Raw genomic sequence first — 17,532 nt, forward strand, 5'->3', positions numbered from 1 at the left:
TGTCGCTGGGTTTTATTAACGAGCGTTGTCACTTATTGTTCGCCATTCGAACAAAGTGTTATTTTCACGCCTCGTTTCCCCATCGACGCAGCAGAGACCCCGATGAGCAATGCCTTACCAGAAGATGTTTTAAAACCAACGGATCGTGATTTTGTTGCGGCGCTGGCCAGCGGGCTGGAGGTCGTGATGGCGTTTGATGAGACGCACACGCGAATGACGCTCAGCGAAGTCGCCGAGCGCACAGGGATGAATCGAGCGAAAGCTCGGCGGTTTTTACTGACGCTCCACGCCCTTGGCTATGTGCGTAAGCAGCAGCGCTACTTCGAGCTAACCCCTAAGGTGCTGCAGCTGGGGTACTCGTATTTAGCGTCTAATAATTACCGGGGGGTCATACAGCAGTATCTGGAGGAGATTACCCGCCAGTGCGGCGAATCCTCATCGCTGGGGGTACTCGACGGTGACGACGTTATCTACTTGGCCCGCTCAGCCGCCCCACACCGTTTAATGGCAATCACCCTTTCAGTAGGCACTCGCCTACCGGCGGCTTATACCTCCATGGGCAGAGTGCTACTTGCCCAGTTGCCGGATAGCGAGTTGGATAACTACCTGAGCCAGCTCACCTTAACGCGCCATACCGACAAAACCATTACCGATCCCGCAGCACTGAAAGCAGCGATACAACAAGCACGAGAACAGGGCTACGCGATCACCGATCAGGAATTGGATTCCGGCCTGCGCTCAATAGCAGTACCGGTATTTGATACCCACGAAAAGCTGATTGGCGCGATTAACATCAGTACCAATGCAGCCCGTGTGGAGTTGTCGACACTGCTGGAAACGTATCGACCGCTATTGATGGAAAAAGCACAGCTCATCCGCCAGTCGGTGAGTGTGTGAGCTCCATTCCAGAGGCCTTCGCCTGTGCAATCTGCTGCTGTACCAGATCCCGCTCACGCTCCAGTTCACGGCGCAGTTCTTCTTCCGTCGGTAGATAAGGATGGTATTTAGCGGCAAACATCTGTGCGCTGTCGGTGAGTACCGAGTATTTCACCACCGCTTCGCTTTTCTGGCTGCACAAGATAAGACCAATGGTGGGATTGTCGTCTTGCTCTTTGTAATGCTGATCGTAGATGCGGATATAGCTATCCATCTGCCCCACATCCTGATGAGTAAGCTTGCCTAGCTTGAGATCCACCAGAAGAAAGCATTTGAGTTTGAAGTTATAGAACACCAGGTCGATATAGAAGTCCTGGTCTTCGGTGGTGAGGCGCTGCTGGCGGGCGACAAAGGCAAAGCCTTTGCCTAGTTCGAGCAGAAAAGCTTGCAGGTTATCAATCAGACCGCGTTCAAGATCTGCTTCCAGATAGCGCTCGGCAGGCAGGTCGAGAAAATCCAGAATATAAGGGTCACGCAGGTAGTGTCGGGCGGCCTGTTGGGCTAACGGGCGCGTACGAGCTTCGGCCTCCTGCTCTACCGCTGTACGATCCTGACTGCTCAGCAGCCGCTCGTAATACAGCGTACTGATCTGGCGTTCCAATGCTCGACTGCTCCAATGCTGGCTTGCCGCTTCTGCCATGTACCACTCTCTGGCCTGAAGGTTATCAATCCGCAGCAGAATACGATAATGCGTCCAGCTCAATTCGAGACGCAGTGCGTCTCGAATTGGGAACGCCTCATAGAACCGCCGCATATTGCGCAAGTTAGTAACATCAAAGCCCTTGCCAAACTCACGGGTCAGTTCGCTGGAGAGCCGCTGAAGCTGCTGTTTACCATAGGCTGCGCGGGAGTCGCCTTGCTGCTCGTCTTCCACAATCAGGCGGCCTATCTGCCAGTAGGTCTGCACCATGGTGCTGTTGACCGCCTGCACCACCTGCTGGCGGGCAGTGGCAACCAGCTCGCGGATCTCAGACACCAGCCGGGGGCTGAGATCCGCCTGCGATTCCTTGTCTTTTTCAGGCACCATAACCAAGCTCCTTTATGTAGCCACCCACCTGCTCATTCAGTTTTGCAATCTCGCTTTCAATCTCCTTCTGCAACGTAAGCCTAACCGAGCCCTGGCTTAGTGGGTAGTTCTTACCTATCACCCAGTGGTTGCCTGTCCAAGCCAGCAATGAAAAAAATCCAATCTGGTCATATTAGCGCTGGGGCAACCTGTCATTGCCCGTGAGACCTGCCGAGAATATGCCCACACAAGGAAACAAAATCTGTCATTTGCACTGCCGAGTAAACGACGGGTGCCCTTGTTAACGCAGACTCACTACGCCCAACAACACCGACTATTTAGCGTGGTGGCGTGGAGATACCCACAACACAACAAGATTTCTAAGGTGACCTCATGGACAACACTCGACTCAAAGGTAAACACTGCCTGATTACTGGCGCAGCTCGCGGCATGGGCGCTGCCGTTGCCGAACACTATGCTGCCCAAGGTGCAAAGGTATGTGTGGCGGATATCAATCTTGAAGGGTGCGAGGAAGTGGCTGCACGTATCAAGGCTAACGGCGGTGAAGCCATTGCGGTCAAACTTAACGTTACTGATCGGGCCGATGTTCAAGCCGCAGTTAAAGCCACCGTTGACGCCTTTGGTAGCCTGAACGTGATGGTCAATAATGCGGGTATCAACAAGCCATTAATGTTCCTGGATATTACCGAAGAAAACTGGCACCAAATCATGGATGTTAATGCGCTGGGCTGTCTGCTCGGTATGCAGGAAGCGGCCAAGCAGATGATTGATCAGGGTAAGGAAAACGGCCCTTATAAAATCATTAACGTAGGCTCGATTCTATCTCGTCAGGCCTTTGACGACGTGGTGCCCTACTCCTGCAGCAAACATGCGGTACTGGCCATGATCAACGGCGGCGCCAAGGCGCTGGTCGACCACAATATTACCGTTAACGGCTATGGCCCTGGTGTGGTGCGCACCGAACTGTGGGAACAGCTTGATAAAGACTTGGTCAGCATCGGTAAGTTTGAAAAACAGGGTCAGTCGATGGACGAGCTTGCTGAGAAGATGATTCTAATGAAGCGCTACTCCTACCCGGAAGACGTGGTCGGCACCGCCTCTTTCCTAGCCAGCGCTGAATCTGATTACATGACCGGCCAGCTACTGATGATTGATGGCGGCATGATCATGCAGTAACTATCATTCGGGAATGACGGGAATGGCTCCGCAGAACCGTCATTCCCGCATGCCCTTAGCGGGAATCCATGTTGACCTAGTACTCAGACTTCAGCGGGAAAGATCAAGGTGGATTCCCGATAACCCCGCTCGGGAATGACGAGGGGCGGTGGTTGATTCGGGAATGACGAGGAGTGGTGGTTGATTCGGGAATGACGAGGAGTGGTTGATTCGGGAATGACGAGGAGTGGTTCATTCGGGAATGACGCGGTGGTGGCTCACGGGGGAGTGACGGGGACGGCCCCGCCAAACTGTCATTCCCGCATGCCCTTAGCGGGAATCCATGTTGGTTTTTGTCCGTGCCATCCGTGAGTGTCCGTGGCCAGCCTTAGTAATGCCCCTTTTCGCGCATCACCTTATCGGCGCGTTCCTGAGCAATGGAAAGCGCCTTCTTGATTGAGCGGCGTCCATCCAGCACCTCGAAGATCTCATTACCCGCAATGCTGATCAGCTCGGTAATACCCGGCACGGGTGGGCGCGGCCAGGCCTGTAAAATATCCTTCTTTGCCATGTCATCGACAATCTCAATCAGCGGCGAGAGCGCCGCGACTTCCGGGTCCTGGCTGACGCTGAAACGCGGCGTCACCAGGCTACCGTTCATGATGTAAAGCTTGGACATATTAGGCGATGTCAGATGCTTTAGCGCCGTCCAGACCGCTTCAACACGCTCCGGCGCCAGGTTGGCAGGAATCGCCAGCGCATAGCCACCAATCGGCGTGATGGCACGCCCATGATTGCCCACCGGATGCGACAGATAGCCGGTATTACCATGAGCCGGTGACGTTTTATCAAACTCAATCAGCGGTGCCAATAAGGTGTAGCAGTAGGCCATGCTGGCTCCCCCCGAGGCGTAGGACTGCGCACGCTCATACCAGGACATAGTCAGGATATTCGGCGGGGAGTATTTCAACAGATCCAGCATGTATTCACAGGCGCGGTAAGCGGCATCCGACTGAAACATGGGCCGCAGCTGCTGGCCTTTGGCGTGCTGAAAATCATAGCCACCCAGGCATCTCGGCAGATCAATAATCGGCTGGCCGAACTTGGCCATCAGAAAGCTGAAGGTATGCCCCAGCGGTGTACCTCTGGCCGCATTCCAGGCAATGCCATAGCGCCCCTTGGCAGGGTCGTGCAGTTGCCTGGCCACCTTGACCAGCGCTTCCGTGGTGGTGGGTGGCGCTAACTGGGCGGCAGCGAAAATATCCTGGCGGTAGCAGAGCAGTTCAGGCGTAGTCTGCACCGGTATCCCATACTGGCTGCCCGCATAGCCTGAGCTCTGGATCGCCATAGGGTGGAAGTCAGACAAGTCATGGCCATCGCGCTGAATCAAGGAATCCAGTGGCATCAGGATACCGCTGGCCGCCAGATCACCAAACCAGGGTAAATCGCAGGCGACAATGTCATAGCGTGATTTTGTCAGGCGCGCATTATCGTGGATATCTTCCAGCAGGTTATCGATCGAACGCGCCTTGTTGCGAATTTCTAGGCCAAAGATCGATTCCAGCTGGCGCTTCAGGTTGTGCATCGCCATGAAGGTGGGATCGGCATGGGCCAGCACCCGCAGACCGCCCTTCAATTCAAGCCGCGCAGAAAGTACCGCTGGCGTGGATATCACCGGCTGTGACGCTGACGCCCCTAAAAATATCTTGCTGGCTGACTCAGAGGCAGGGTCTATCCCGAACAGCGGCCCGAGGATTCCCTTGATACGCTCGGCATAGCGCTCCCACTCTTCAATCATTTCAGGCGATGGGTGCAGAGAAACGGTTTTGCCGGTTTTGGTTCTGGGCCGTGAGATAATCAGCCCACGCTGACGAATACTTTCGATGCCTCGTTTGGCCGTTCCATACGAAAGCCCAGAAGCATCCGCCAGCGAGGTGGGCGTCGTCAGCCTGCCTGCCAGGTGATTACGCATCAGATGTAGCAGCATGCGCATTTCGCGATAGCCCGGCGACATGGTCAAGGTGCTTTCGGTTTCATCTTCCAGCTTTTCAATAAAATCAATAAAGCGGGCCAGCTCAGTATTGGATATTTTCGATACCGGCATTTGCGATAGTTTGTCGTAAGGCCCTTCAGGATTGACGTCATCTAACCCGGCTTGACCAGCCATCGGCGTATTTCTCATCACGGCCTCACTTAATTATTGTGCCGACAAAGGCCTGTTTTGCATTATTTAATGTATGCCATCCATGATAAGTCGAATCCCTAACAGAATCAGCAGGCAAAGAATGACCCGGAAAAACAGCTCGCCATCAATGCGCTTCTGAATCACCAGCCCCAACCGCACGCCTAACCACGCCACCGGCATCAACAACAAAGCGATGGTCAGATTATCAATATTCACTAGGCCCAGCAGTGTGTAAGGCACCAGCTTGACCAGGTTGGTAATCGCTAGAAACACCACGGCAGTGCCCAGAAACTGCTGCTTGGTCAGCTGGCACTGCAACAGGTAAAAATTCAGCGGCGGGCCGCCCGCATGGGCAATAAAGCTGGTAAAGCCTGCTATCCCGCCGCACAGCCGCCCCACCCAGCGAGGCATCAACTTGCCACGTAACGGTTTAAACAGCCCCCACAAGCCAAACAGTACCGAGAAAATACCCAACAGTAGTTTCAGCAGTGCTTCATCAAACCAGCCATAGGTGAAATAACCTACTCCAACACCTAATATCGCAGGTGGAAACATCAGCCACAATAAACGATCAACCCGCTGCCGCCACCACGCTTTTAGGCTAAAGATATCCATCACAATTAGCAGCGGCAGCATCACCGCCACGGCAAATGTTGGGCTTGCCTTGAGCGAGATCAACGGCACGGCCACAACGCCCACGCCACCGGCAAAACCTGATTTGGAAATACCGGTCAGCAGCACAGCGACGACCATCAGCAGAACAAATAACCAATCAATTGTCATGACACGCCTCTTTTATGCGCCGCAGTCTGTAGAAAAAAGCCTGTAGATAAAAAGTCTGCGGATAAAAAAAGAGGCCATGATCGTCACGGCCCCTTTTCGGATACTTGATTCTGTCACACGTTAATCGGAATGAATCCCGATAGGCTCACAGAATCTGGCAAACTTCCTCAAAGGCGAAGCGGTCGCCACGCGGGAACAGCGCTTCTGGATCGCCATAGCCCAGGTTGCACAGGAAGTTGCTTTTCACCTTGCCATCAGGGAAGAACTCTTCATCGACGGCAGCGTTGTTGAAACCGGACATCGGGCCAGCATCCAGACCGAGTGCGCGAGCAGCCATGATCAGATAGCCACCCTGAATCGAGCTGTTGCGGAAGGCGGTGGAGTGAATGAAGTCCGGTTTGCCTTCGAACAGTGATTTAGCATCTTTGTTGTGGGCAAACATGCGCGGCAAATGCTCATAAAACTCGGTATCAAAACCAATCACAGCCACCACTGGGGCTTTCATGGTCTTCTCCTGGTTACCTGGCAGCAGCGCTGGCTTCAAGCGTTCTTTAGCTTCGTCAGTAGTCAGGAAAATAATCCGCGATGGCTGACAGTTCATCGACGTAGGGCCAAAGTGCATCAAGTTATACAGTTCGCGCAGGGTGTCTTCACTTACCTCACGGTCCTGCCAAACGTTATGGGTACGTGCTTCAGTAAATAGCGTGGCGATAGCTTTTTGATCAATCGTTGTCATGTCATTTCCTCTTTCGGTTTAACCAGCTCAGTACGAGCCGGGCGTTCAGGGTGAGACGCTCAGGCCGTCTTTAAGCCGAAGTCGTAATGGAAGTAGCGGTAAGGGGTTTCCATCTGCCGGCCATCGGGTGCCTGTCCCGCTGGCTGCTGCGCAAACTCTTTGACCAGTGAATCTTTCACACCAAAGACCGCATCCGAATCGAGATAAGGATCGTCTTCAGCAAAAATCTGAGTCACCAGAGTTTCGTACCCTGGCGCCATCAGCATGAAATGCACGTGGGCAGGGCGATACGGATGGCGTCCGGTGATTTCGAGCATCTTGCCTACCGGCCCATCGGTCGGAATCGGGTAAGGCGATGGCGTCACCGTCCAGAAGGCATAACGCCCCTGGTCGTCGGTGTGAAAGCGCGCGCGTAACGAGGCGCTTTCAAGCTCAGGCTTCTGGACGTCATAAAAGCCTTCACTGTCCGACTGCCAGACATCAATGGTGACATTCGCCAATGGCTTGCCCTGATCATCGTGGACATGGCCCTCAACAAATAACGGCTCACCTTCAACGCCCCAGTTGATGGCGTCGCCCTGGTTCGCTTGGGGAGGGTCAGCGACGTAAAAAGGCCCTAGCACAGTGCTTTCGGTGATCTTGGGGTCACTGCTTGGGTGGTTGATGGCATCCACCAGCATGGTCACGCCCAGGGTGTCGGACAGCAAGATGAACTCCTGGCGCTCGTCATCGCATATCTGCCCGGTACGGGTGAGAAACTCAATCGCCTGGGTCCACTCTTGTTCAGTGGGCTGCACCTCGCGCAAATACGCATGCAGATGTTTTACCAAGCCATTGAGCAAGGTTTTAAGCCGTTCGTCCTCACAGCTTGAAAATTCATCAATCACTGCCTGGGTAATATTGTCGGTGGTCAGGTTACGCATCTTATTGCCCTCCCTGCTGTGCAGGCGTTGGCTCACCCAGCCCGGAAAGGCGTTCGGTGTGATGTACGGTAGCGATATAGTCATCATCGCCATGTCCGGTGGCGATCAGCGCGGTATAGGCTTCACGCATTTGCGCTGCCAGCGGCGTCGACACCCCTGAGCCATGGGCACAGTTCAGGATCAGGTCAAGATCCTTGGCCATCTGGGCGGCGGAAAACGTCGAGGTGAAATCGCGCTGTGAAAGCGGCGGCACCTTGTACTTCACCATGGGTGAGCCCACCGCGCTGTCAGAAATCAGCTCCAACATGGCGTCCCATTCAATGTTGCCTTTACGCGCCAGGGTCAGGGCTTCGCTCAGCATGCCGGCACTCACCGCAATCATCAGGTTGATGGCCAGCTTGGCGACCCGAGCCTGCTCTTCATCGCCTAGCCAATACTGCGCCTTGGTAAAGGCGTCAAACACGGGTTTCGCCGCTTCCAATGCATCGCGTGGGCCAGACACCATCGCCGACAGCGTGCCAGCCTCTGCTGCCACCGGGTTGCCTGACACCGGGCTGCGCAGATAGGCAATGCCTTGGGCTTTGGCTGCTTCAGCTACCCGTGCTGAGGCTTCCACACTCACCGTGCTGGTTTCGATCAGGATGCTGCCAGGCGTCATGTGACGAATAAGCTCACCCGGTTCAAGACACAGGCTGAGCAGTGCCCGGTCATCGGGAATCGAGACAAATACCAGGCCACACTCCGCCACGGCGCTGGCAAGCGACTGATGCGGGGTAATGCCTATGTCTTCGGCGAGCGCCAGACGCTGTGCTGAAAGATCAAAGCCTTGAACGGCAGTCCCGGCCTGAATAATCCGGTTGGCCATCGGCAAGCCCAACTTGCCCAGGCCAACCCAGGCGACCTTGGAGGATGAATGGGACATTAGTGTGCCTCCTGTGTGGATTGCGCTTCACGCGCCAGCAGTTCGGCGTGAATGCGATGGCCTGACGCGGCAAGCTCGGCAATGCCCTGTTGAGTGTTCATCAACAGGCGACCGCCACGTTTCTTGAACTGCCCGGCCACCATGACGCTGTCGACGTTGGCTAAGCTTGTCTGCATGACAACGCTGGAAATCGGGTCGTTGACCGGCTGCATATTGAGTTGATTGCTGTCCAGCAGTACCAGATCCGCCTGCTTGCCTGGGGTCAGGCTGCCAATGCGGTCATCAAGCCCCAGGGCTTTCGCGCCATCCAGCGTGATCCAGCCCAGCGCTTCCCGGGTGGTAATGGTCGAGGTATCGGGGATCTTGCCCTGCTCCCGGCGAGAGGCATCGTTATCCAGGGAACGCTGCATGCCCAGGGCCGCACGGGCCACGCTGAACATATCGCCAGAAAGCACCGATTCAAGATCCACTCCCAGTGAAACTACGCCGCCGTGCTGGCGTACCAGGCCAGTGACCGGAAAGCCGTGGCCCTGGGTCATCTCGTTTTCCGGGGCCACTGAAAAGGTCACGCCGCTGGCACAGAACCGGGACATCTGACCATCATCCAGGCTCTGGCCATGGACAATATTGATATCCGGGCCTAGCAGGCCACGGGCTTCTACTTCGTCCCAGGCGCCGGGGGCCACGGCTTCGCCACCGCCCTGGTGCATGGACGCGACCAGACCGAATTCTTTGGCCAGGGCAAAGTCCTGCAGGGTGACCTCCAGGGTGGAGTAATGCGGCCCCAGAATCGCCATCCCTAGAGTGACCAGGCCAGCAGGGTCAGACAGCTCCCCTGCCAGCAAGCGCTCAATTTCATGGCGCGGATGGGGAATTTCACTAAAGTGCGGCTGACCGGGTTTGGGGTCAGGCTTGGGCGAGCCGTGCATAAACAGTGCCCGAATGCCGGCTTCCTTCAGCCCTCGCACGGCGGCGTCAGTGTGTTCTGGCGTCGGGTTATTGTGGCACCAGTCACCCAGCGTGGTGGTGCCACAGTTAAGCTGATTGATCGCGCCCATGCGGGTGGCAATATAAATATCATCCGGCGTGAACAATGCTGCTAGGCCACGGTGTACATGGCGGAAATACTCCAGCAGCGTCCAGTTGGCCGCCACGCCGCGCAGGCCGGTCTGCCAGGTATGCATATGCGCATTCACCAGCCCAGGAATGAGGATACCGCCGCCACAGTCAATCACCTCGGCATCCGCACCTGCCGCCAGATCATGGCCCACGGCCGCAATCCGCTCATCCTCAACCAGCACCTGGCCGTTGCTTAACTCACCCAGCGCTGGGTCCATGGTGATCACGGTAGCGTTAATAAACAGAGTTTTCATAGCGCCTCCCCGCGTTCAGATTGTGGCCGCAAGCCTGCCTGGGCATTGCTCAGCAGGCGCGCAATCCCGTCAACGGTGATGTCTCTCGGGTTCCAGTAAGGGTTGCGGGTGGCCATCGCCGTGGCTTTGTCCACATCATTGATGCCGAAGCCTAGTTCCGATAGTGCGCTGGGAGCGCCAACCGCACGCCCCAGGTCATACAGACCAGTGGCCGCATCGTCGCACCCCAAGGCGCGTTGGATACGCATCATCGCCTGCGGCGCGGCCGGGGCGTTGTAGGCCACCGCATACGGCAACACGATGGTGTGCGTTTCTGCATGGGGAAGATTGAAAGAGCCGCCCAGGGTATGGCACAGCTTGTGGTGCAGCGACATGCCTACCGAGCCCAAACAGGCGCCACACAGCCAAGCGCCGTAAAGTGCATCGGCACGTGCGTCGACGTTGGACAGATCATTGGCGATAACCGGCAGGCTTCGCGCCAGAGCAGCAATGCCTTCTTCGGCCATCAGTGCAATCACTGGGTTGCCATCGCGGGCATAAAGCGCTTCCACCGCATGGGCGATGGCGTTAATACCACTGGTGCCCGACATGCCAGCTGGCAGCGTCAAGGTCAGGTCAACGTCGTAAATCACCGTTTCCGGCAGCACGTCTAGGGTACGCTGGGTGGTTTTCTCACCGTCACGGGTTTCACCCAGGATCGGCGTCATTTCCGACCCGGCATAGGTGGTGGGAATAGCAATCTGGGCTAACCCTGTGCGCAGCGCTATCGCCTTGCCCAAGCCAATGGTAGAGCCACCGCCAATGGCGATGGTGCAATCCACGTCCAGTTCCTTGACGACCTGCATAGCATCATCCGTGATCTCCACAGGTGTGTGCATGGCGGCGTTGGCATAGACACCGACGCCTTTATCACCCAACTGCTGCAAGACATCCTGGGCCTGTTGCTGCTGCTGGGGCGTGGCCAGTACCAAGGCACGTGAACAGCCGAGATGAGCAAGCTCTTCACTTAGACGTGACAGGGTTCCTCGGCCAAACACCACGCGGGATGGTAAGCCATTATAAACAAAGGGTTGCATGGAACATTCCTTATACGTTTGAAGTGGTCTGTATGTGCTCTTTGCAGTGCACATCAGTCGCAACACAGCGAGCTAGCTCGCCTGTGCCTGCTTGCCCATGCCGGTAATCGCCTGAACCAGTTCGTCCTCACTGACGTTATCGCCATCAAATTCAGCGGTCACACGGCCGTCGTACATAGCGATAATGCGGTTACTCAACCCCAGCACTTCCGGCATCTCGGAAGAGATCACCAGCACCGCATAGCCGGATTTAGCTAAGTCTTTCACCAGGGTGTGAATTTCCGACTTGGAACCTACATCAATGCCTCGGGTGGGCTCATCAAGAATCAATAGCTTCGGATGGGTATGCAGCCATTTGCCGATAACAATCTTCTGCTGGTTACCACCGCTGAGGTTGCCCACCTTCTGTCGCCAGCTAGGCGTCTTGATCTTCATTGCCTGATGATATTTGTCATAGACTTCACGCTCTTTCGAACTCGTCATAAAGCCCAGTGACGACACGCTAGAAAGACTTGCCAGGGTCATGTTGTCTCGGCAGTTCATGCCCAGAATCAGCCCTTGGTCTTTGCGGTCTTCAGGGACTAACGCAACGCCACTGGCAACCGCATCGTGGGCGCTGCGAAAGTTGACAACGTCACCATCCAATACCACTTCCCCAGCGGAAGGCGTGCGCAATCCAAAGATGGTTTCTGCTACTTCAGAGCGCCCTGCCCCTACTAGGCCATACATGCCAACAATCTCGCCCTTGCGCACGTTAAAGCTGACGTTCTCGAACACCCGCTTCACCGAGAGGTTGCGCACTTCCAGCAGGTTGTCGCCGAACTCCGTTGGCTTGCTGGCATGATCAAGCTCCAGACTGCGGCCGATCATCATCCGGGTGATCTCGTCTTCGTTGGTATCTACGGTATTGACGGTGCCGGTGTATTCGCCGTCTCGCAGCACCGAAATGCGGTGAGAAAGGTGAAAGATCTCGTCCATACGGTGGGAGATATACACAATCCCCACGCCCTGCTCACACAGCGAATTGATCACATCGTAAAGCACCGGCTTTTCGTGGTCGGTGAGCGACGCTGTCGGTTCATCAAACACCACGACTTGGGGGGTGAAGGCCAGTGCCCGACCAATTTCCACCATCTGTTTCTTAGCAATCGACAGCGAACCCACCAGGTCATCGTGCTGAAAGCCACACTTGAGGGTTTCCAGTATCTTGTTGGTATCCTCGCGCAGCTTGCGCCAGTCAACGCGGTTGAACGGTTTTCTTGGCAGGCTACCCAGAAAAATGTTTTCGGCGACCGTCATCTCCGGTACCAGCGACTGCTCCTGGTGGATCAGCACTACGCCTGCACGCTTGGCATGTTTGGGGTTTTCAAAGGCCATCTCTTGGCCGCCCAGAATAATCTTGCCTTCATTGGCTTGATGCTTACCGGCCAGCACCTTCATCAGGGTTGATTTACCCGCGCCATTCTCCCCAAGCAAGGCGTGTACCTCGCCGGGACGGACATCGAAATCGACATTGTTGAGTGCCACAACACCAGGGAATCGCTTGGTAATACCTTTGAGTTCAAGTATCGGCGCGGCGTCAACCGGCTGGCGTGATTGGGTTGGGGAGGGATTCATATCCGCACCTCCTTGGTCGAGGGCGCATTGAGTTTCTTATCAATAATAAGTACTGAAATGAGGATCGCACCGAGGATCACCAGCACGTAGAAGGCTGGCACCTGCATCAGGTTCATGCCATTACGCAGAATGCCGATTGCCAACACGCCGCCCAGGGTGCCTACAATGCTGCCGTAGCCACCGGTCAGTTTGGTGCCACCCAGCACAACCGCGGTAATCACCCAAAGCTCATAGTCACGCCCCAAATTCGGCGTCGCCGCTCCCATCTGACTGGCTAGCAATACACCTGCCAGGGCAGCAAAGAAGCCCACAATAATAAAGTTGATCATCATATGGCGGCCCAGGCGGATGCCCGCATCGATGGAGGCTTCAGGGTTGCCGCCAACGGCAAAGGTATTACGGCCATGGCCGGTACGGGTTAGCACCAGATGCATGATCAATGCGCAAACTAGAAAGATGATGGCCAACACCGGTACCGGCCCAATCGTGCTGGTACCAAAGTCTGCAAACGCAAAGTTCATAGCAAAGAAGGACTGCTCACCGGTGTACAGGAAAATCAGGCCGCGTACGCCTAGCATGGCGCCGAGCGTAACGATGAAAGCGTTAACACCGGTTTTCCACACCACAAACCCATTCAGGGCACCCAGCAAGATTCCTGAACCCAAGGCCGCTAGAATTGCCAGCGTCATGCTAACTTCCTGCAAACCCACCGCTAGGGAAGCGGCTAGCCCTAGTATCGCTCCCACTGACAAATCGATGTTGCCGTTGATCATAACGAAGGTCATGCCTAGGGCGATCAGGCCAATCGTTGAGGTCTGCACCAGAATATTGGTGATGTTGCCAAACGATAGGAAGTACTCCGACATAAAGCTGAAGAAAATAAAGAGCGCGATAACAAACACCCAGATAGGCTGGATACTCGTCCTGCCACGGAAGAATCCTTTAATTGATGTCATGTTGCATTCCTCCGCGTTATGAGTGGGTCGTGAACAAGCTCTTACGCTTGTTAGCGAGATCCAGCCATACGGCCAGAATGATAATGACCCAGGTCACAATCCACTGGATGTAATAGGGGTAGCCCATCAACAGCAGGCCATTCTGGATAAAGCCCAGGATCAACACGCCAATCACGGTTTTCCAAATACTGCCCGCACCGCCCAGCAGGCTGGTGCCGCCCAGAATGATCCCCGCCAATACCAGCAGCTCGTAGCCCTGGCCTACGTTGTTTTGCGAGCCCATTACCCGTGAGCCAAGTACTAGAGCGGCACAGGCCACACAGAAAGCTGAAATCAGATAGGTGCTAAACACGCACCAGTTCTTGCGAATACCAGAGTAAACGGCGGCCATCGGGTTACCGCCCACCGCAAAAATGCGTCGGCCGTATCCGGTATAGGACATCACCACCTGCATCACGATAGCTAGCAGACCAAACATAAGAATAGGGACCGCAATACCACCGACATAGCCACGTCCAAAGAACGCAAACCAGGTGCCTTCCTGATCGGCGATATCGACGTTTTGTCCGCCGCTGTAGATCAGCACAAAGCCTTGAATGGCCGATAGCATCGCCAAGGTCACAATCAGTGAATTGAGACGCAGAAAGCCAATCAAAAACCCGTTCACAGCACCAATCATCAGGGTCAGCGCGAACATCAACAAAATGGCATTAGTGGGGCCTATTTTGTCGTGTAAATCGACTACTAGAACGGTAGAAAACGACAGCATCGAGCCTACTGAGAGGTCAAGGTTGCCACCGATAATCACCACGCTGACACCGACTGCGATGATGCCAATGATGGATGCCTGACGCACCACGGTCATGATGTTGGACTGGGAGAGAAACTGCTCAGAGAAGAACGAAAAAACGAACATACTGAGCAGGAAAAAAATAAGTATTCCCTGAGCCGATAGAAAACTCAGCACACCAGCCTTGCTAAGTTTTCCCGGCAGCAGCCTAGGTTTTGATTGCTCTGCGGAAGCCATGCTATTCACCTGTATAAAATCACCTCGGAAAGCACCGGTTAGCACGGGGGCTATCCCGCCACGCTAACCGTACCCCCCTACGCAGGAAACCTGCCTTTAGGGTCACGCCGTGCCGGTGTTAGTAGGCGATACACACCCATAACACCAGGCAGCAGTACGCTCTGCCTTTAGAAAACCGGACGGTCAAACGCTTCGAGGTTTTCAGCGGTGATTTTTGGTGTTTCGAAGAAGTTCATTTTCGGCACTTCTTCTCCAGCCAGTACATCTAGGGCTGTTTGCAAAGCTGCTTCCGCATCATCAACAGGAGACTGATAAATAGAACCGTAATACTCGCCACGCTCAATAGCGTCGTAGCCAACTGCAAAGTTGGTGGCGCCAATGAAGATAATGTCATCTGCACGATCGGCGCCTTTAGCAGCATTTAAAGCGCCAACGCCCATATTGTCATCGCCGGAATAAACACCATCAATACGATCATACTTGGTCAAGAAATCTTCCATCACCCGCTGTGCGCGCTCGCGGTTCCAGTTGCCTGGCTGGGTCTCCATTAACTCAACACCTGGACACGCTTCAGCGAGGCGCTCTTCAAAACCGGCCGCACGCTCCATGGCCGTGGTATAACCGGGTTGGCCGGCAATCTGTACGATTTGTCCTTCTCCACCCAAGGCATCACACATCATCTCAGCAGAGGAAATACCTTGCTGGACATTGTCTGGGCCAGAGAAGGCAGCGATGAACTCAAGTCCCGCTTCAGCAATTTTAGAGTTGGTGACGACCACCGGAATACCTGCGTTATGCGCTTGGCGAATGGCAGGGATAACAGCCTGTCCATTGGTTGGCCAAATAATAATGGCGTCGACACGCTGCTGAATAAGATCCTGCATCTGGCCAATCTGACGCGCGACATCGCCGCCAGCATCCAGCACAACAATATCTACATTGCCAGCGCTCTCTGCAGCAGCTTCAAAGGCACTCTCATAGGTAGTTTGGTAACTATCAACACCGACGTTGTTTTGGGTAATACCAATGCGATAGGTGCTTTCAGCTTGCGCCGTCGTGATCGACATCATAATGACAGATGCGGCAATAGCGGTTTTCTTGAACATTGCGTTTCTCCTGACGTTTTTTAGTAATTGTTTTTAGCCTGCAGGCCATACAAGCCTGGGTTTGGAGCTTACTGCCGGGCTTTGTTTCGGCACAACGCGACCGCCATATAGAAATGGCCAAAATGGTTATTTTTTGTTGCTTACACGCAAAGAGAGAAACATAAACTAAAAAACAAAGCCGCGCAGAAAGACAAAAAAACCGAGAATAGCGAGGGATGAGGGACGAGGAGAGCAAGGAATGAGGAGACAGCTAAAGAAAAGGCGGTGACTGAATGGCCGCATAGCGGCCACTATAAAAGAGGCCGCTATGCTAATGAACTAACACAGACAGTTATTCAAGCTACGCTAACGCTTAACGATTTCTGGCTGACAGATCAACAAATGCGTTATGCCCATCAGCACCGCTTTGCTGTTGAGACGTCGATTCAGGATAGGCGATCTGATTATCTTCACCAGAACCCCGCTCTGCTAACGCAACACCAGAGACCAGTGCAAGAGCGATGGCAGCGACGATGTTAAGTACTTTCATGATTCATTCTCTCTCGTTTTACTTAAGCAACAAATAAATGGAACATCTAAAAAGATGTGCTCACGAATAAACCAGGGGGTTCATCGATGCTTAATTAGTTACCGCGGTACGTTGAGTAGCCGTAAGGGCTAAGCAGCAGTGGAATGTGGTAATGCTGGTCAGCATCTTCTACCTCGAAAGGCACTGGTACATTGGGGAAGAAAGTAGCGGTGCCGTGTGCTTCAAACCATTCACCGGTTTCAAACGTCACACGGTAAGTACCTGGTAAGAATGCCTCATCAGTGGGATAAAGGGCTGACACACGACCTGCATCGTCGGTAGTTGCTGTTGCCAGTGACTCCCAGCCCCCATCGGTATGTCGTTCAAGCTCAACATCAACGCCGGGGGATGGCTGGCCGTTCTGGATATTGAGGACATGAACGCTTAGCGGGTTATCAGCCGCCAGTGCAGTGGCAGCAACGCTGCTAAAAACCATACCGGCAAACAGGGCAGACAATAGTTTCATAAAAAAACATCCTTTTAGGGTGATAGGTAAAGAGCGATCTTTATGGGATTTACTGGGGTATTACGCTGTCGATAGCCGTCAGGGCACAGCCTTCGTCAATGGCAGAACCACCTGCTCCGGCAACGCCAAGGGCACCAATCAGCTCACCCTCGACTCTGAGCGGCACACCGCCACCCAATAGCAGCAATTCATCCAACGTGTTTAGGTTGGCCGACTCAGGGTCTTGGCGAGCATGCTCAGATAACGCGCGGCTGGTACTGCCGGTCGACAAAGACGTAAATGCTTTGCGTTGGGCGGCCACCGTGTTGTGGGGGCCGATGTTGTCATCGCGTTGCAAAGCCACCAGGTTGCCACCACGGTCTACCGCAGCGACCACGGCTGTACGGCCATCGGCATGGCACGCTTCCAAGGTGGCATTCACTAAGCGATTAGCCAGATCTAGCGACAGCGTCTGCTGCTGTAGCGGCCCGGTATCGGCAAGCACGCTACCGGCCAACAAGACAGCACCAAGCAGGGGCAGGCGAGCACGTCGTGATGTCATGAAAGTCTCCTTATCAAGTGATGGCATCATCCTGACAGCTCGACCTCGTCAAACACCTGACGGCAGCATTACAGATTTGTAATGTGAAAAAGCGTCCGATCCGGCTACTCTGTGTCGATTTCGCGGGGACACGGC

17 protein-coding genes are annotated in these 17,532 nt (G+C 54.6%); 2 read left to right on the top strand and 15 right to left on the bottom strand.

Translation table 11 applies throughout. From position 1 onward, the window contains the following. The first annotated feature begins 102 nt into the window (after window positions 1–102). Complete coding sequence (locus K1Y77_RS14590; RefSeq protein ID WP_264017534.1) at window positions 103–897, top strand: IclR family transcriptional regulator domain-containing protein; 795 nt, start codon at window positions 103–105, stop codon at window positions 895–897. Here K1Y77_RS14590 and K1Y77_RS14595 read toward each other — a convergent pair. Beyond that, the gene (locus K1Y77_RS14595; RefSeq protein ID WP_264429191.1) at window positions 872–1,963 is read right to left on the bottom strand and encodes a PDDEXK nuclease domain-containing protein; all 1,092 of its coding nucleotides are present in this window, start codon (window positions 1,961–1,963) and stop codon (window positions 872–874) included. The genes K1Y77_RS14590 and K1Y77_RS14595 overlap by 26 nt on opposite strands. A 372-nt stretch (window positions 1,964–2,335) precedes the next feature. Here K1Y77_RS14595 and K1Y77_RS14600 point away from each other — a divergent pair, with 372 nt between their 5' ends. Beyond that, window positions 2,336–3,139: an SDR family NAD(P)-dependent oxidoreductase gene (locus tag K1Y77_RS14600; RefSeq protein WP_030070782.1), complete on the top strand. Its 804-nt coding sequence runs from the start codon at window positions 2,336–2,338 to the stop codon at window positions 3,137–3,139. A 367-nt stretch (window positions 3,140–3,506) separates the two neighbouring features. On the opposite strand, the gene K1Y77_RS14605 is transcribed toward K1Y77_RS14600, so the two are convergent. From K1Y77_RS14605 to K1Y77_RS14670, 14 genes are all read right to left on the bottom strand, one after another. Beyond that, window positions 3,507–5,300, bottom strand: a complete 1,794-nt coding sequence (locus tag K1Y77_RS14605; protein ID WP_264429193.1) for an ABC transporter substrate-binding protein — start codon at window positions 5,298–5,300, stop codon at window positions 3,507–3,509. Between the two features lie 48 nt (window positions 5,301–5,348). Continuing rightward, window positions 5,349–6,086, bottom strand: a complete 738-nt coding sequence (locus tag K1Y77_RS14610; protein ID WP_030070786.1) for a sulfite exporter TauE/SafE family protein — start codon at window positions 6,084–6,086, stop codon at window positions 5,349–5,351. Between the two features lie 145 nt (window positions 6,087–6,231). Then, window positions 6,232–6,822 (bottom strand): malonic semialdehyde reductase, encoded by a 591-nt coding sequence (locus tag K1Y77_RS14615; RefSeq protein ID WP_030070787.1) that lies wholly within the window; start codon window positions 6,820–6,822, stop codon window positions 6,232–6,234. Window positions 6,823–6,881: 59 nt separating this feature from the next. After that, window positions 6,882–7,745 carry an intradiol ring-cleavage dioxygenase gene (locus K1Y77_RS14620; RefSeq protein ID WP_030070789.1) on the bottom strand — a complete coding sequence of 288 codons (864 nt, stop codon included), beginning with the start codon at window positions 7,743–7,745 and terminating at the stop codon, window positions 6,882–6,884. A gap of 1 nt (window position 7,746) precedes the next feature. Then, window positions 7,747–8,667 (bottom strand): NAD(P)-dependent oxidoreductase, encoded by a 921-nt coding sequence (locus K1Y77_RS14625; protein ID WP_264017530.1) that lies wholly within the window; start codon window positions 8,665–8,667, stop codon window positions 7,747–7,749. Next, window positions 8,667–10,040: an amidohydrolase family protein gene (locus K1Y77_RS14630; RefSeq protein WP_264429197.1), complete on the bottom strand. Its 1,374-nt coding sequence runs from the start codon at window positions 10,038–10,040 to the stop codon at window positions 8,667–8,669. The genes K1Y77_RS14625 and K1Y77_RS14630 overlap by 1 nt, the downstream gene beginning before the upstream one ends. Next, window positions 10,037–11,116, bottom strand: a complete 1,080-nt coding sequence (locus tag K1Y77_RS14635; RefSeq protein WP_264017528.1) for a maleylacetate reductase — start codon at window positions 11,114–11,116, stop codon at window positions 10,037–10,039. The genes K1Y77_RS14630 and K1Y77_RS14635 overlap by 4 nt, the downstream gene beginning before the upstream one ends. Before the next feature lie 72 nt (window positions 11,117–11,188). Further along, complete coding sequence (locus tag K1Y77_RS14640; RefSeq protein ID WP_264429199.1) at window positions 11,189–12,733, bottom strand: sugar ABC transporter ATP-binding protein; 1,545 nt, start codon at window positions 12,731–12,733, stop codon at window positions 11,189–11,191. Beyond that, window positions 12,730–13,689, bottom strand: coding sequence for an ABC transporter permease (locus tag K1Y77_RS14645; protein WP_030070799.1), 960 nt, complete (start codon window positions 13,687–13,689; stop codon window positions 12,730–12,732). Before K1Y77_RS14645 ends, K1Y77_RS14640 begins: the two co-directional genes overlap by 4 nt. Window positions 13,690–13,705: 16 nt before the next feature. Further along, window positions 13,706–14,716: an ABC transporter permease gene (locus K1Y77_RS14650; RefSeq protein WP_264017526.1), complete on the bottom strand. Its 1,011-nt coding sequence runs from the start codon at window positions 14,714–14,716 to the stop codon at window positions 13,706–13,708. Between the two features lie 167 nt (window positions 14,717–14,883). Beyond that, window positions 14,884–15,822, bottom strand: a complete 939-nt coding sequence (locus tag K1Y77_RS14655) for a sugar ABC transporter substrate-binding protein (protein ID WP_030070803.1) — start codon at window positions 15,820–15,822, stop codon at window positions 14,884–14,886. 352 nt (window positions 15,823–16,174) lie between these two features. Then, entirely contained in the window at window positions 16,175–16,351 is a 177-nt protein-coding gene (locus K1Y77_RS14660) for a hypothetical protein (RefSeq protein WP_198023698.1), read from the bottom strand. 94 nt (window positions 16,352–16,445) lie between these two features. Then, on the bottom strand, window positions 16,446–16,856 hold the full coding sequence (uraH, locus tag K1Y77_RS14665) for a hydroxyisourate hydrolase (RefSeq protein WP_264429203.1): 411 nt from the start codon (window positions 16,854–16,856) through the stop codon (window positions 16,446–16,448). 49 nt (window positions 16,857–16,905) lie between these two features. Beyond that, window positions 16,906–17,397 (bottom strand): GlcG/HbpS family heme-binding protein, encoded by a 492-nt coding sequence (locus tag K1Y77_RS14670; RefSeq protein WP_264017523.1) that lies wholly within the window; start codon window positions 17,395–17,397, stop codon window positions 16,906–16,908. Window positions 17,398–17,532: the final 135 nt, after the last annotated feature.

This window comes from Halomonas qaidamensis, from assembly GCF_025917315.1.
GTDB classification, from domain to species: domain Bacteria; phylum Pseudomonadota; class Gammaproteobacteria; order Pseudomonadales; family Halomonadaceae; genus Vreelandella; species Vreelandella qaidamensis.

Bases quoted from the DNA above. Each gene is read 5' to 3' on its own strand.
- K1Y77_RS14630 (WP_264429197.1), bottom strand. From the start codon at position 10,040: ATGAAAACTCTGTTTATTAACGCTACCGTGATCACCATGGACCCAGCG.
- K1Y77_RS14590 (WP_264017534.1), top strand. From the start codon at position 103: ATGAGCAATGCCTTACCAGAAGATGTTTTAAAACCAACGGATCGTGAT.
- K1Y77_RS14610 (WP_030070786.1), bottom strand. From the start codon at position 6,086: ATGACAATTGATTGGTTATTTGTTCTGCTGATGGTCGTCGCTGTGCTG.
- K1Y77_RS14640 (WP_264429199.1), bottom strand. From the start codon at position 12,733: ATGAATCCCTCCCCAACCCAATCACGCCAGCCGGTTGACGCCGCGCCG.
- K1Y77_RS14605 (WP_264429193.1), bottom strand. From the start codon at position 5,300: ATGAGAAATACGCCGATGGCTGGTCAAGCCGGGTTAGATGACGTCAAT.
- K1Y77_RS14625 (WP_264017530.1), bottom strand. From the start codon at position 8,667: ATGTCCCATTCATCCTCCAAGGTCGCCTGGGTTGGCCTGGGCAAGTTG.
- K1Y77_RS14615 (WP_030070787.1), bottom strand. From the start codon at position 6,822: ATGACAACGATTGATCAAAAAGCTATCGCCACGCTATTTACTGAAGCA.
- K1Y77_RS14635 (WP_264017528.1), bottom strand. From the start codon at position 11,116: ATGCAACCCTTTGTTTATAATGGCTTACCATCCCGCGTGGTGTTTGGC.
- K1Y77_RS14650 (WP_264017526.1), bottom strand. From the start codon at position 14,716: ATGGCTTCCGCAGAGCAATCAAAACCTAGGCTGCTGCCGGGAAAACTT.
- K1Y77_RS14655 (WP_030070803.1), bottom strand. From the start codon at position 15,822: ATGTTCAAGAAAACCGCTATTGCCGCATCTGTCATTATGATGTCGATC.
- K1Y77_RS14645 (WP_030070799.1), bottom strand. From the start codon at position 13,689: ATGACATCAATTAAAGGATTCTTCCGTGGCAGGACGAGTATCCAGCCT.
- K1Y77_RS14600 (WP_030070782.1), top strand. From the start codon at position 2,336: ATGGACAACACTCGACTCAAAGGTAAACACTGCCTGATTACTGGCGCA.
- K1Y77_RS14595 (WP_264429191.1), bottom strand. From the start codon at position 1,963: ATGGTGCCTGAAAAAGACAAGGAATCGCAGGCGGATCTCAGCCCCCGG.
- K1Y77_RS14620 (WP_030070789.1), bottom strand. From the start codon at position 7,745: ATGCGTAACCTGACCACCGACAATATTACCCAGGCAGTGATTGATGAA.
- K1Y77_RS14670 (WP_264017523.1), bottom strand. From the start codon at position 17,397: ATGACATCACGACGTGCTCGCCTGCCCCTGCTTGGTGCTGTCTTGTTG.
- uraH (WP_264429203.1), bottom strand. From the start codon at position 16,856: ATGAAACTATTGTCTGCCCTGTTTGCCGGTATGGTTTTTAGCAGCGTT.
- K1Y77_RS14660 (WP_198023698.1), bottom strand. From the start codon at position 16,351: ATGAAAGTACTTAACATCGTCGCTGCCATCGCTCTTGCACTGGTCTCT.